Source organism: Streptosporangium vulgare (assembly GCF_042428775.1).
GTDB lineage: Bacteria > Actinomycetota > Actinomycetes > Streptosporangiales > Streptosporangiaceae > Streptosporangium > Streptosporangium vulgare.
Genome location: NZ_JBHMBS010000010.1, coordinates 261480 through 273821 on the forward strand (window position 1 = coordinate 261480; position 12342 = coordinate 273821).

General features: G+C 70.1%; 12 protein-coding genes and 1 tRNA gene. All 13 read right to left on the minus strand.

Annotation, left to right across the window (positions count from 1 at the left end):
• Positions 1-59: 59 nt before the first annotated feature.
• Positions 60-470 (minus strand): PPOX class F420-dependent oxidoreductase, encoded by a 411-nt coding sequence (locus ACFFRH_RS22520; RefSeq protein ID WP_344749942.1) that lies wholly within the window; start codon positions 468-470, stop codon positions 60-62.
• Between the two features lie 70 nt (positions 471-540).
• Positions 541-768, minus strand: coding sequence for a DUF4287 domain-containing protein (locus ACFFRH_RS22525; RefSeq protein ID WP_329093696.1), 228 nt, complete (start codon positions 766-768; stop codon positions 541-543).
• A gap of 187 nt (positions 769-955) precedes the next feature.
• On the minus strand, positions 956-1741 hold the full coding sequence (locus ACFFRH_RS22530; protein ID WP_344749943.1) for a Bax inhibitor-1/YccA family protein: 786 nt from the start codon (positions 1739-1741) through the stop codon (positions 956-958).
• 357 nt (positions 1742-2098) lie between these two features.
• Entirely contained in the window at positions 2099-2932 is an 834-nt protein-coding gene (locus ACFFRH_RS22535; protein WP_344749944.1) for a helix-turn-helix domain-containing protein, read from the minus strand.
• A gap of 382 nt (positions 2933-3314) precedes the next feature.
• Positions 3315-3387: transfer RNA gene (locus tag ACFFRH_RS22540), tRNA-Leu, on the minus strand.
• A 202-nt stretch (positions 3388-3589) separates the two neighbouring features.
• Complete coding sequence (locus ACFFRH_RS22545) at positions 3590-4930, minus strand: NAD(P)/FAD-dependent oxidoreductase (RefSeq protein WP_344749945.1); 1341 nt, start codon at positions 4928-4930, stop codon at positions 3590-3592.
• Positions 4931-5077: 147 nt separating this feature from the next.
• Positions 5078-5878 (minus strand): uracil-DNA glycosylase, encoded by an 801-nt coding sequence (locus ACFFRH_RS22550; RefSeq protein WP_386159305.1) that lies wholly within the window; start codon positions 5876-5878, stop codon positions 5078-5080.
• A 316-nt stretch (positions 5879-6194) separates the two neighbouring features.
• Positions 6195-7262 carry a hypothetical protein gene (locus ACFFRH_RS22555; RefSeq protein ID WP_386159308.1) on the minus strand — a complete coding sequence of 356 codons (1068 nt, stop codon included), beginning with the start codon at positions 7260-7262 and terminating at the stop codon, positions 6195-6197.
• 231 nt (positions 7263-7493) lie between these two features.
• Entirely contained in the window at positions 7494-8453 is a 960-nt protein-coding gene (locus ACFFRH_RS22560; protein WP_344749948.1) for a Ppx/GppA phosphatase family protein, read from the minus strand.
• Positions 8450-9022, minus strand: coding sequence for a DUF501 domain-containing protein (locus ACFFRH_RS22565; protein WP_344749949.1), 573 nt, complete (start codon positions 9020-9022; stop codon positions 8450-8452). The genes ACFFRH_RS22560 and ACFFRH_RS22565 overlap by 4 nt, the downstream gene beginning before the upstream one ends.
• A gap of 40 nt (positions 9023-9062) precedes the next feature.
• Positions 9063-9473: an FtsB family cell division protein gene (locus tag ACFFRH_RS22570; RefSeq protein ID WP_344749950.1), complete on the minus strand. Its 411-nt coding sequence runs from the start codon at positions 9471-9473 to the stop codon at positions 9063-9065.
• 297 nt (positions 9474-9770) lie between these two features.
• Positions 9771-11048 carry a phosphopyruvate hydratase gene (gene eno / locus ACFFRH_RS22575; RefSeq protein ID WP_350971782.1) on the minus strand — a complete coding sequence of 426 codons (1278 nt, stop codon included), beginning with the start codon at positions 11046-11048 and terminating at the stop codon, positions 9771-9773.
• A gap of 343 nt (positions 11049-11391) precedes the next feature.
• Positions 11392-12336 carry a nucleoside triphosphate pyrophosphohydrolase gene (locus tag ACFFRH_RS22580; RefSeq protein WP_344749951.1) on the minus strand — a complete coding sequence of 315 codons (945 nt, stop codon included), beginning with the start codon at positions 12334-12336 and terminating at the stop codon, positions 11392-11394.
• Positions 12337-12342 lie beyond the last annotated feature (6 nt).

The following is a 12342-nucleotide window of genomic DNA, read 5'->3' on the forward strand; positions in this document are numbered from 1 at the left end:
CGGGTCATCGGAGCCCCCGACGACCCGGCCGTGGCGTTCCCCGCGCCGAGGGCGGCCGGTCAGCCGTGCACGTCGGGGCCGGCGCGGGTGATCGCGATCCTCACGATCACCCGCCGCTCCCGCTCCATCGCGGCCCGGTAGTCGTCCCAGTCGGGGTGCTCGCCGGAGATGTCGCGGTAGTAGTCGACCAGGAGGTCCATCGCCTCGGGCAGCGGAACGATCTCCGCGACGCCGTCGACCTGGATCCACTCGCCGAAGAACCCATCTGTCGTCACGCAGAGCGAGACCTGCGGATTCCTGCGCAGGTTGCGCACCTTCGCCGCGGTCTCCCGGGTGCTGACGATCACGTTCCCGCGAGCGTCGAGCCCCACGGTGACCGGGGAGAGCTGCGGGCGCCCGTCGGCGTGCGAGGTCAGCATGACCGCGCGGTGGTTGGCGCGGACGAACCCGCGTGCCTTGTCATGATCCATGACCCCATCATGGCGCGCACATCAAAGCCCGCACCACCGGAGTGGCGCGGGCTTCACGGAGATAGGCGACTTACAGGTAACGGGTACGGCGATGCCGTTCGTGCTCGTGCACAATGGCGGCGGCGTAGCCGTGGGTCAGCCCGTGCTCATCGGCGAGCCAGGTGGCTCGCTCGTCACAGCGAAGGAACGACGGGCCGTTGTCGATTGCTTGGAACCACTCTGGGAGTGCGCGTCCCGTGATGTCCGGGACCCTTGCGATCAGCTTGCTCTGCGTCTCCAGTGAGTGGTTCAACGACATGGGCACCTCCACGGATAGGCTCCTTTGCTCGACAGTGCATCACGAAAGCCCAGATAGCAAGCCCCGAGATGCTCTCTTCCGTCGCGGTTCGTCTATCCCCCGTTGCCTTCCGTTCACTCACGTGTCCGCCCGGAAAAAACGGAAGACCCCGCCGGAACGTGTCCGGCGAGGCCTCCCGGCGTTGTCGTCAGTCGCTACTCGAGAAGTAGCTCAGCAGGCGCAGGATCTCCAGGTAGATCCAGACCAGGGTCACGGTCAGGCCGAAGGCCATCAGCCACGAGTACTTCTCCGGGGCGCCGTTGCGCACCCCGCGCTCGACCTCGTCGAAGTCGAGGAGCAGGAAGAAGCAGCCGATGAGGATCGCGGCGATGCTGAACACGTAGGCCAGCACGCCACCGGAGCGGATGCCGATGCCCTCCGGGATGAAGAAACCGGCGACCAGGTTGATGAGCATGAGGCCCATCAGGCCCAGCCCCGCGGCCACGACGAACTTGGTGAACTTCGGCGTCACGCGGATGATGCGCAGCGAGTAAACGGTCAGCATGGCGGCGAACGCCAGAGCCGTACCGACCACCGCCTGGAAGACGATGCCGCTGTACAGATCGTTGTAGACGTGGCTGATCACACCGACGGCGACGCCGTAGGCGACCGAATAACCGAGGATCAACGCGGGGTTGGTGCTGGACCTGAACGAGATGACCAGGGCGAGCACCAGACCGACGATCACACCGGCGATCGCCGCGACCATGCCGAGGTTGAGCACCCAGGCGACCGCCGCAGAGACGACGAGCGTGCCAAGCGTGATGAAACCACGCACGACCACGTCGTCGATCGTCATCGTCCGCTGCGCGGGCGGCGCGTACGACGGCGTGTTGTACATGCCCTGAAGCTGCTCAGGGGTGGGGGGCGGCGAGCCCCAGCCTTGCTGCTGGTTCTTGGCCTGCCGACTGAATACGGGGTTCTTGCTCTCCATCGCTGCCTCCACGCTGCGACCTACGCGATCAGCGTATTAGATCGGTTGTCACACGGCCGTATCGTGCTGATATCTATGTTGTCCAAGTGGCCGTACGGCTACCGCCGATGTGGTCAACGAACGGGTGGCACACCTGGTTCCCGGCCACCACGCCTGTTTCGCCGATCGCTCGTCGAATCCGCGCCCGGGTCCCTGCCGAATCCCGGACGGTTCGACATCACGTCCGCACCGCCCGCCGGCCGCCCGCCGGCCGCTCGCCGGACAGGCCACGCGGTGCCCGCGCGAAGGGATTCGAGCCCCTTCGAGCCCCTTCGAGCCCCCCGCCCCGTCCCCGCTCACCGACCGGGCGGGTCCCCCTCAGCGCCGACGGGTTCCGATGCCGGCGAGCCTGCCCAGGGCCTCGAAAGCGCGTTCGGAGGGGGTGTGCGGCTCGGGCTGGCCGACGACGAGCTGCTGGCCGGCGGCGGCCCCGAGGCGGAGCACCTCGTTGTGCAGGGTCATCTCGCCGACTTCGCCGTGGCGATAGGAAACGGACCTGTACGTCCTGGTCCGGACGTCGTGACGGGCCCATATCCGCCGGAAGTCCTCGCTCTCGCGTGAGAGCTCGTCGACCAGTTCCAGCACGAACGGGTCCGCGGGACCCGCTCCCCCGAGGGCGCGGAGGTGCGCCACCAGGGCATGGGCCTGCTGCTCCCAGTTCACGTAGAACTCGCGTGCGGCGGGATTGAGGAAGACCAGCCGCAGCCCGTTGCCGCGGTCCTCCAGCCCTCGGTAAAGGGCGGTGGCCAGTGAGTTCATGGCGAGGACGTCGAGCCGGCGGTTAAGCGCGAACACCACCGCGTGATCACATCCCTCCACGAACCGCAGCACGCCCGGGCGCAACTCGTCGGCACACCCGACCGGCCCCTCGCAGGGTCTCCGGCCGTGTACGAGATCGTGAAGGTGCGCGGTCGCCTCGGCGTCGAGCCGGAAGGCCCGTGCCAGAGCTTCGAGCACCCGGGCCGACGGATGGCGCTCCCGCCCCTGTTCCAGCCGGATGTAGTAGTCGGTGCTCACACCGGCCAGCGTCGCGACCTCGTCCCGGCGCAGTCCGGGTATCCGGCGGGGGGTGCGTGGCAGCCCCACCTGGTCAACGGTCGTGACCTCCCGCCGAGCGCGGAGAAACGCCCCGAGCGGATTCTCACCGTCCATAATGTCAAGTTACGGTCAGGCCAGTCAGAAGGAAAGCGCGCCGAGGCGCCCGCCCCGCCGACGCGCCAGCCGCCAGGCCGCCGAGCGGGCGCCGTACGGCGGCGCCGCACTTCGCCCGGCCGCCGTACGGTCACATCCGGCCAGATCTGTCCGCATCCGGCCACGCGAAGGGCGCGAGAGGCCGGAGCGCCTCGCCCGCCGGCGAATCCGGAACGCCCCCGAGGAGACCGATCACATTTAGGTAACCCCGAAAGTTTCACGGACGCATTTGGGATGGGCGGCCGTGGCCGTTCGGAACCGGCCGCGGAGAGCCGGATAACGAGGAAAGGCCCACGACCGCGTTTCCACTGGTCATGGGCCTTGTTCGGCAGATCGTCATGAGTGCCCCCGGAGGGACTCGAACCCTCACTCGAACCCTTTTAAGGGGTTTGCCTCTGCCATTGGGCTACGGGGGCGCCGTAATCATACGTAACGGACCACTCATGCGTAACTGCTCAAGGCAACCGTCGCATCACTTCCATTGGAAACCCGTGGACCGCGTTGGCTTCGGAGGGACCCGGTCAAGGAATAGCACACCGCGGGGAACGGCGAACCCGGAGGTGGGCCTCGTCGGCCACCACCGGGTTCGGGAGTCGGGTCCGCTCTCCGGGCGGGGGTTCAGTTGGTCGCCGCGGCGCGGAACTCCGTGCGCGGCTCCTCGATCTCGCCGAGGGAGACGGTCTCGCGCTTGAAGAAGAGCGCCAGGGTCCAGTCGGCCGTCACGCGGACCTTGCGGTTGACGGTGGGCACCCGCGACAGGTGGTAGGTGCGGTGCATGAACCACGCGGCGAGCCCGCGGAGCTTGATCCCATAGACGTTGGCGACGCCCTTGTGCAGGCCGAGCCCGGCGACGGAGCCGACGTACTTGTGCCGGTAGTCGGCGAGCTCCTGCCCGCGCAGGCTCCGGGTGATGTTGTCCGCGAGGACCTTGGCCTGCCGTACGGCGTGCTGGGCGTTGGGCGCGCAGTACTGGCCGGGGTTGGTCAGGTCGGGCACCCCCGCCACGTCTCCGGCCGAGTAGGCGTCCTCGACGCCGGCCACGGTCAGGCGGGAGGTCGTCTTGATCCGGCCGCGCTCGTCGAGCGGCAGGTCCCCGGCGTTCACGACCGGGCTGGGCTTCACCCCGGCGGTCCACACGATGGTGGCGGCCTCGAACTCCTCGCCGTCGGAGAGCTTGACCAGGCCGCCCACGCAGGATTCGAGGCGGGTGTTCATCTTGACCTCGATGCCGCGCTCGCGCAGCTGCTCGGCGGTCCACGCGCCCATCTCGGGGCCGACCTCGGGGAGGATGCGGTCGGTGGCCTCGACGAGGATCCAGCGCATGTCCTCGCGGGAGATGTTCCGGTAGTAGCGGGTGGCGTCGACCGCCATGTCCTCCAGCTCGGCGAGCGCCTCGACGCCCGCGAAGCCCCCGCCGATCACGACGAAGGTCAGGGCGCGCCTGCGCAGGGCCTCGTCCTCGTCACTCTCGGCCCGGTCGAGGAGCTCCAGCACGCGGTTGCGCAGCGCGATCGCCTCGCCGACCGTCTTGAAACCGATCGCGGAGTCGGCCAGGCCGGGGATGGGGAGCGTACGGGAGATCGATCCGGCGGCCATGACCACGATGTCGTAGTCGATCTCGTGCGGGGTGCCGACGTTGGGGGCGAAGGTGACGGACTTGGCCGCGTGGTTGACCTTGGAGACCTTGCCGTTGAGGATCGTCGCCTTCGACAGCACGCGGCGGAGGGGGACGACCACGTGCCGGGGCGAGAGGTTCCCCGCGGCGGCCTCGGGGAGGAAGGGCTGGTAGGTCATGTGGGATTCGGGGGTCAGGACGGTGATGCGCACGCTTCCTTCGCGGAGTTCCCTGCGGAGGGTGTGCTGCAGGCGCAGCACGGTGTAGAGGCCGACGTAGCCCCCACCGACGACCACGATGTGCTTGGAGTTGCGGTTCACTTCGACGCCATCCTTAAGTTTCATAGCTTGTGAAACCTTTCACAAGCATACGCCCGGGACTCCGATCACGCCAGCCGCACATCTGGCAATCTGACCAGAATTTCCGCTATCGGCTAGAAACACCCGCTCTTCTCGGCAGAATTCCCGCCGATCTTCTCTTTGTGATCGAGTTCACAAGCCGCGGAGCGCGTTCGCCCTGGCGAAGAGATCGTCGAGCATCCGGGCGGTCACCCGGCCGGTGAAGGTGTTCTGCTGGCTGGGGTGGTAGCAGCCGAGAAGATGCGCGGAGTCTCCCCGCGGAGAGGTGATCTCCACCTCGGCGCCGTGCCCGAAGGGCGGTCGCGGCCGTGGCAGGGCGTATCCGGCGTCCTTCAGCGCGGGCCAGATCGCCTGCCAGGCGAACCCTCCGAGCGCGACGACCACCCGTACGTCCGCCGAGACCAGCGCGACCTCGCGAGACAGCCAGGGGAGGCAGGCGGACCGCTCGGCGGGCTCGGGCTTGTTGGCGGGGGGAGCGCACCGGACCGCCGCCACCATCCGCGCGCCGACGAGCCGCTGGCCGTCACCCGCGCGGAGACTGGTCTCCTGTACGGCCAGACCGGTCCGGTACAGCGAGGCGAACAGCCAGTCGCCGCTGCGGTCGCCGGTGAAGATCCGGCCGGTCCTGTTGCCGCCGTGCGCCGCCGGCGCCAGCCCGACGATGAGGATCTCCGGCCTCTCGTCGCCCCATCCGGCGATGGGCCGGCCCCAGTAGGTCTCCTCGGCGAACGCCCGCCTCTTCACCGTCGCCACCTCCTCGCGCCACCCCACCAGGCGCGGGCAGGCCCGGCAGACCGACTGCGCGGCGGTGAGCTCCGCGAGGGTACGGCTCTCCCCCGCGAGTTTCCGCACCTCGGCGGGGTCGTGCGCGACGGGGGTGTCGGGCCGGGCGGGATCGTCGGGCCAGCCGGATCCGGGAGGAACGTGGGTCATCCTTCGATGGTGCCCGACGCGGGAGCCCACGGGGCCCACACCCCGCCGCCGCTCGCTCCGTGCGGGCCGCGGGACCGGAGCTGCGGGGTCCCGGGACCGGGACTCCGGGCTGCGGGACCGGGACCAGGGCTCTGGGCTCCGGGACCAGGGCTCTGGGGTCCGGGGTCCGGGGTCCGGGGTCCGGGGTCCGGGGTCCGGAAGATGGGCGCGGGAACGCGAAAGGCGGCGTCCGCTGGGTGCGGACGCCGCCTTTCGTCTCACTCGGGACGCGGCCCGGCGTCAGACGCCGGGCGCGCTACCTCGACCTACCGTGCCATCAGGCGCTGGGGGTCGCGCTGGGGGTGGGGGACGGCGTGGGAGTCGGGGTCGGGGGAACGACGCAGACGACCTTGGCCACCACGGTGCCGGTGGTCGGGCCGCCGGCGATGTCGATCGCGCGCTTGGACTCGCCGGAGACCGAGGTCGTCCAGCTGTCGAACACCCGCTCACTCTGCGTGCCGTGACCGCCGAAGTAGAGCGACTTCCAGTCGCCCGCCACGCCGTTGGTGATCCAGCGGTACTTCACGGTGGTGCGACCGGTCGCGCTGATCACACCGCTGAACGTACGGGTCGTCGGGCAGGTGCCCTCGTAGGTGGTCGGGGCGTCGACGGACGCCCAGACCTTCGGCGAGGTGTCCTTGCACCAGATCTTGAAGTAGGCGCGGTTGGAGGAGGCCTCCACCGGGCCGACGATCTCGAGCGAGGCCCAGCCCCTGAAGTCGTCACGGGGCCTGATCACGTGGAAGACCTTGCGCGAGCCGTCGACGCGGACGGAGTCACGGTCGACGACGCGGCCGTTGACGACCCAGCGGTAGTGCACCCAGCGGGTACCGGAGGCGTGGATGCGGCCGATCAGAGTGGCCTCGCAGTTGCCCTCGTCGACCCACACGTCAGCGCTGACGCGCGGGGGGCTCTTGATCTCGTGGTCGTCCTCGCCGGAACCACAGGAGACCGAGAAGTAGCCCTTCGAGGACTTCACGCCGCGCGGGGCCAGGACCTGGATGGCCTGCCAGCCCTTGACGTCGCCCTTGAAGGTGGCCTTCTCGGCGACGGTGAAGCTCTTGGTGCCCTTGCCGCGGAAGGTGAAGGACTTCACCTTGCCCTTGGAGCCGTCTCCACGCAGCCACCGGTAGGCGACCGTGGTCTTGCTCTTGACGGCCTTCACCTTGATCTTCGAGGAGAAGGTCACGTTGACGGGGCACTCACCCGCGTACTTCGCGGGGGAGGCCTTGGGGGTACCGGCAGAGACGGCCGGCCTCGGCTTGGCGGCGGCCGAGGCCACCTTCCCCGCCTGGCTCGATCCACTGACCGCCGCTGCGGGCGTGGCCAGCATGCCTACTGCCATGGTCGCCAGCATGGCCGCGCTGGCTCCTGCTGCGGCTAGCTTTCTGGCTAGTCCGGACTTCATGAGGGGATGCTCCGTTCGTTGGGAAGCAAGATCGCTAAGGAGACGGTTGCCGGGCCGGCAATAGCTGTGCCGGGCCCCACGGCAAAGCCCCACTAAAGCTTCTTTACCTAACCATAAACGGGAAGCTTTCCTCAATACTCCCTAAACAGGCGAATTGTCTAGGTCTTGTTATGAATCGGCGAGTGACCACGCGATGCCGTCGAGGATGTCGTGCTCACTCGCGACCACCTCGCCGAAACCGTACCGGGTCACTATCCGGTCCAGGATGAGCGCGCCCGCCCCGATCACGTCGACCCTTCCGGGGTGCATGAGGGGAATCGCCGCCCGCCGTTCAACAGTCATTCCAAGCAAGCGCTCGGCGATGTCATGCACCTGACCTGCGGCAATTCGCGAGTGGTGGATTTTCTGCGGATCGTATTCCGGCAGGTCGAGCGCTATTCCGGCGACGGTGGTGACGGATCCGGCGAGCCCGACCATCGTCATCGCCCGCTCCACGGGCACCTCGGCCGCGACCCGGTCGAGAGCGTCGTCGATGTCGGCGGTCACCGCCTCGATCGCCTCCGGTGACGGAGGGTCACCCGCGTCGCGCAGGTGGCGCTCGGTCAGCCGGACACACCCGATGTCGACCGACAGCGCGGCCTCCACGTGCGTCGAGCCGAGCACGAACTCGGTCGAGCCGCCGCCGATGTCGACCACGAGGTACGGCGGGCGGGTGCCGTCGGGGGCGGGCAGGCCCGTCTCCTCAGAGAACCGCACCAGATCGCGGGTGGCCCCGGCGAACGACAGCTCCGCCTCCTCCGCACCGGTGATCACTTCGGGCTCCACCCCGAAGATGTCGCGCACGCCGTCCACGAAGTCCTGCCGGTTGGCGGCGTCTCTCGTCGCGCTGGTGGCGACCACGCGGACCGAGGAGGCCCCGTGCCGGTCGATGAGCCCGGCGTAGCCGCGCATGGCGGCGAACGTGCGCTCCAGGGCCTCGGGCGCCAGCCTGCCGGTCTGGTCGACCCCCTGGCCCAGCCGGACGATCTCCATCCGGCGCTCCAGGTCGATCAGCCTGTCCCTGCCGATGTCGGCGACGAGCAGGCGGACGGAGTTGGTGCCACAGTCGATCGCGGCGACGCGGATCACTCGGTCTCCTTCGTGGTCGGTGTCGTGGCTGATGTCGTGGCCGGTGCCGCGGCTTGGACACACGGTGCCGCGGCGTCGGCGACGCACGGCCCGGCGGACCACCAGTCGCCGAGCGCGTCGAGGGCCTCGCGGCCGAAGGGGTTGCTGCCCGGAACGGCCAGCTCGTGCCCGACGAGGGCGTGCAGGCACTTCACCCGGGTGGGCATGCCCCCGGTGCTCTGCATGTCGCGGGGCAGCGGCTCCAGGCCGTCCTCGGCGGCCGCCCTGTCACGGCGCGCCACGTAGTCGTCGTGGGCGGCCTGGTACGCCTCGGCCAGCTTCGGGTCGTCGGCGAGCCTGGCCTGCATGTCCCGCATCAGCCCCGAGGTCTCCAGCGTGCCGATGGCGGAGGCGGCCCTGGGGCAGGTGAGGTAGAACAGGGTCGGGAAGGGCGACCCGTCGGGCAGCCTCGGGGCGGTCTCGACGACGTCGGGAAGCCCGCACGGGCAGCGGTGCGCCACCGCGCGCAGTCCTCGCGGCGTCCGGCCGAGCTGTCGCTCCACCGCCGCCACGTCGCGGTCATCAACCATTCGTGACACCCCCTGAAAGACGACACCCAGGGTATCGGCGTCACCCGGCGGCCTTGGCCGCCTTCTGCCCCCTGCCGCTGTCGGCGGCCTTGACCGAGTCCCACAGCGTCTCGTACCACGGCGGCCTGGCGACGGCCTTGCGCTCACCGGCCGTGCCCTTGCCCGGCGCGGGAGAGCCTCCCATCACGACGTAGCACTTCTGCCCGGGGTCGCAGTAGAAAAGGCGCTCCCTGCCCTGCCGCTTGATGAACCCGGGGTCCAGAAGCTGCTTGGCGCGGTCGTCCAGGGCCTTGATCGCGGCGATCTCCCTGGCCTTCTCCTGCTCCAGCTGGGCGATCTGGCGGCGCTGGGCGACGTACTCCCTGATGGGGTAGGCGAGGCTCATCGCGATCGCGCACACCACGATCGCGAGCACCGCGGCCCGTCCGGTCAGCTGCGGCCGTGCCGCCATGCGCCCTCCTCCGTCTCCACGCTCTCGTGGCGTCGTCCGCCGTGCCCCGTACGGTGGACGCGACACCGGCGGGGACCGATCTCCCCGCGTCGATCCGGTATCGATCTCCGGCACCGGCCTCCGGGGCCGATCTCCGCCGAGGCCGGTCCCCGGTGCCGGCCGCTCCGCACCGGTCCCCGCGCGCCGGTCCCCTCATCGGGGTCGGAGCGGGGGGATCGGCACTCGTCCGCGGTGCGGCCGACGGTGAGGTCGGTGGTGCGGCCCGCGCCCGGAGCGGGCGCGGGCCGTCAGACGAAACTACCGCCGGAAGCGCGGGAAGGCGGCGCGACCCGCGTAGCGGGCCGCGTCGTCCAGAAGCTCCTCGATGCGGAGCAACTGGTTGTACTTGGCCACCCGGTCGGAACGGGCCGGGGCGCCGGTCTTGATCTGGCCGCAGTTGGTGGCCACGGCGAGGTCGGCGATCGTGGTGTCCTCGGTCTCGCCGGAACGGTGGCTCATCATGCAGCGGTATCCACTGCGGTGGGCCAGGTCCACGGCGTCGAGGGTCTCGGTCAGGGTGCCGATCTGGTTGACCTTGACCAGCAGCGCGTTGGCGGTGCCCTCGGCGATGCCGCGGCCCAGGCGCTCCGGGTTCGTCACGAACAGGTCGTCGCCGACCAGCTGCACCTTGTCCCCCAGGGCGCGGGTGATGGCGTTCCAGCCCTCCCAGTCGCTCTCGTCCAGCGGGTCCTCGATGGAGACCAGCGGGTAGTTCGCGACCAGGTCCTCGTAGAAGGCGATCAGCTCGGCGGCGGACAGGCCCTTGCCGTCGATGGTGTAGACGCCGTCCGAGTGGAACTCGGAGGCGGCCACGTCGAGGGCGAGCCCGATGTCCTCTCCCGCGACGTACCCGGCCTTCTCGATGGCGACCAGGATCAGGTCGAGCGCGTCGCGGTTGGAGGGCAGGCTCGGCGCGAAGCCTCCCTCGTCGCCGAGGCCGGTGGCGTAGCCCTTCTCCTTCAGCACGGACTTGAGGGCGTGGTAGACCTCGGTGCCCATCCGCACGGCCTCGCGGAACGTCTCCGCCCCGATCGGGGCGATCATGAACTCCTGGATGTCGACGTTGCTGTCGGCGTGCGCGCCGCCGTTCAGGATGTTCATCATCGGCACCGGAAGCACGTGCGCGTTCGGCCCGCCGAGGTAGCGGAAGAGCGGCAGCTCGGCGCTCTCCGCGGCGGCCTTGGCCACGGCGAGCGAGACGCCCAGGATCGCGTTGGCGCCCAGGCGGGCCTTGTTGGGCGTGCCGTCCAGGTCGATCATGACCTGGTCGATGCTGCGCTGCTCGGCGGCGTCGAACCCGAGGATCTCGTCGGCGATCTCGTCGGTCACACCGAGAACGGCCTTCTCGACACCCTTGCCGCCGTAGCGCTCGTCGCCGTCACGCAGCTCGACGGCCTCGAACTGGCCGGTGGACGCGCCGCTGGGAACCGCGGCACGCCCCTGGCTGCCGTCGTCCAGGAGGATGTCGACCTCGACCGTCGGGTTGCCCCGGGAGTCAAGGATCTCTCGGGCGGTGACGCCCTCGATGGAAGCCACGAAGCGCTCCTAAAGTCGCAGGACAGTTTGCCTCAGAAGCCTACCGAGACCTACTTACCGGTACGGCAGCAGGGACGTTTCCGGATGATGTTCATAAAAGGTCCGGAAGGGGTCCGGGAGGTGACCCGGCGGTGGGCCGCCCCGGATCGGAGGGGCGCCTGGCCTCACCTCGGAGCCGCCGGGCCGGCGGCTCCAGCCCCGAACCGGGCTTCGAAGCTGGCTTCGGAGGGGCCTTGGCGCCGCCTCGGCACGCCCTCGGAGCGGCTCGGCACTCCCTCGGACCCCGCCCCTCGGAGCGCCCCGGAGCGCCCTTCGAGCGGCCTCAGAGCGCCTCGGCACGGCCTCAGAGCGGCTGGGCGCGGACCTGGTCGCGGTAGGCGCGGGCCACCGCGCGCAGCTCGGCCTCCGGGTCGAGCCCGGCCTCCCCCGCCTGCCGTACGAGCTCGAAGAGCCTCGCTCCCAGGCTGTCGGCGGGAACACCCTCGGGGAGGGTCGCGGGGGCTCCGGCACGCTCGGCGCGGCGCAGGAGCTGGGCGGCGAGGGAGAGGGCGGGCTGGCCCATCGGTACGCCGTCGACGGCCGAGCCCGGGTCGCCGCCGTTCTTGGCCGCGCGCTCGGCGGCCTTGATGGTCTCCCAGTTGGCGCTGACCTCGCCCGCGCCCTCCACCCGGGTGTCGGCGAAGACGTGCGGGTGGCGGCGGACGAGCTTGGCGACGATCCCCTCGGCCACGTCGTCGACGTCGAACCCGTCGGGCCGGTCGCTCGCGACCCGCGCGTGGAAGGCCACCTGCAGGAGCAGGTCGCCCAGCTCCTCGCGCAGCGCGGCGTGGTCGCCCTCCTCGATGGTCTCCAGCACCTCGTAGGCCTCCTCGATGAGGTACGGGGCGAGGGACTCGTGGGTCTGGCGGGCGTCCCAGGGGCATTCGACCCGGAGACGGTCCATCACCGCGACCAGGTCGAGCAGCCGCGCGCCCGGCAGGTCGTACGAGCCCGGCACGACCTCGATCACCGGCGGGTCGTCGAGCGCCACGGCGGCGTAGCCGATGGAGCGCATCAGCGCCTCGTCGGCCTCCAGCCACACGACGGTCGCCGCCCCGGCCTCGCGGACCAGCGCGGCCGGGTCGGGGACGACCACCTCGACGTCGACCCCGGCCTCCGCCAGGTAGGGCAGGTGCGGGTGGTCCGCGGACCCGGTGCGTACCGGGCCCTCCTCGAGGACCCGCCACGCGTGACGGCTGAGCAGCCCCGGGGCGACCCGGGGCGAGGTGGTGACGACGATCAGCGGCATGCCCGG

What these genes read in the sequence shown, in the direction of transcription:
- ACFFRH_RS22520 (WP_344749942.1), bottom strand. Translation starts at nt 470, where the DNA reads ATGGATCATGACAAGGCACGCGGGTTCGTCCGCGCCAACCACCGCGCG.
- ACFFRH_RS22525 (WP_329093696.1), bottom strand. Translation starts at nt 768, where the DNA reads ATGTCGTTGAACCACTCACTGGAGACGCAGAGCAAGCTGATCGCAAGG.
- ACFFRH_RS22530 (WP_344749943.1), bottom strand. Translation starts at nt 1,741, where the DNA reads ATGGAGAGCAAGAACCCCGTATTCAGTCGGCAGGCCAAGAACCAGCAG.
- ACFFRH_RS22535 (WP_344749944.1), bottom strand. Translation starts at nt 2,932, where the DNA reads ATGGACGGTGAGAATCCGCTCGGGGCGTTTCTCCGCGCTCGGCGGGAG.
- ACFFRH_RS22545 (WP_344749945.1), bottom strand. Translation starts at nt 4,930, where the DNA reads ATGAAACTTAAGGATGGCGTCGAAGTGAACCGCAACTCCAAGCACATC.
- ACFFRH_RS22550 (WP_386159305.1), bottom strand. Translation starts at nt 5,878, where the DNA reads ATGACCCACGTTCCTCCCGGATCCGGCTGGCCCGACGATCCCGCCCGG.
- ACFFRH_RS22555 (WP_386159308.1), bottom strand. Translation starts at nt 7,262, where the DNA reads ATGGCAGTAGGCATGCTGGCCACGCCCGCAGCGGCGGTCAGTGGATCG.
- ACFFRH_RS22565 (WP_344749949.1), bottom strand. Translation starts at nt 9,022, where the DNA reads ATGGTTGATGACCGCGACGTGGCGGCGGTGGAGCGACAGCTCGGCCGG.
- ACFFRH_RS22570 (WP_344749950.1), bottom strand. Translation starts at nt 9,473, where the DNA reads ATGGCGGCACGGCCGCAGCTGACCGGACGGGCCGCGGTGCTCGCGATC.
- ACFFRH_RS22580 (WP_344749951.1), bottom strand. Translation starts at nt 12,336, where the DNA reads ATGCCGCTGATCGTCGTCACCACCTCGCCCCGGGTCGCCCCGGGGCTG.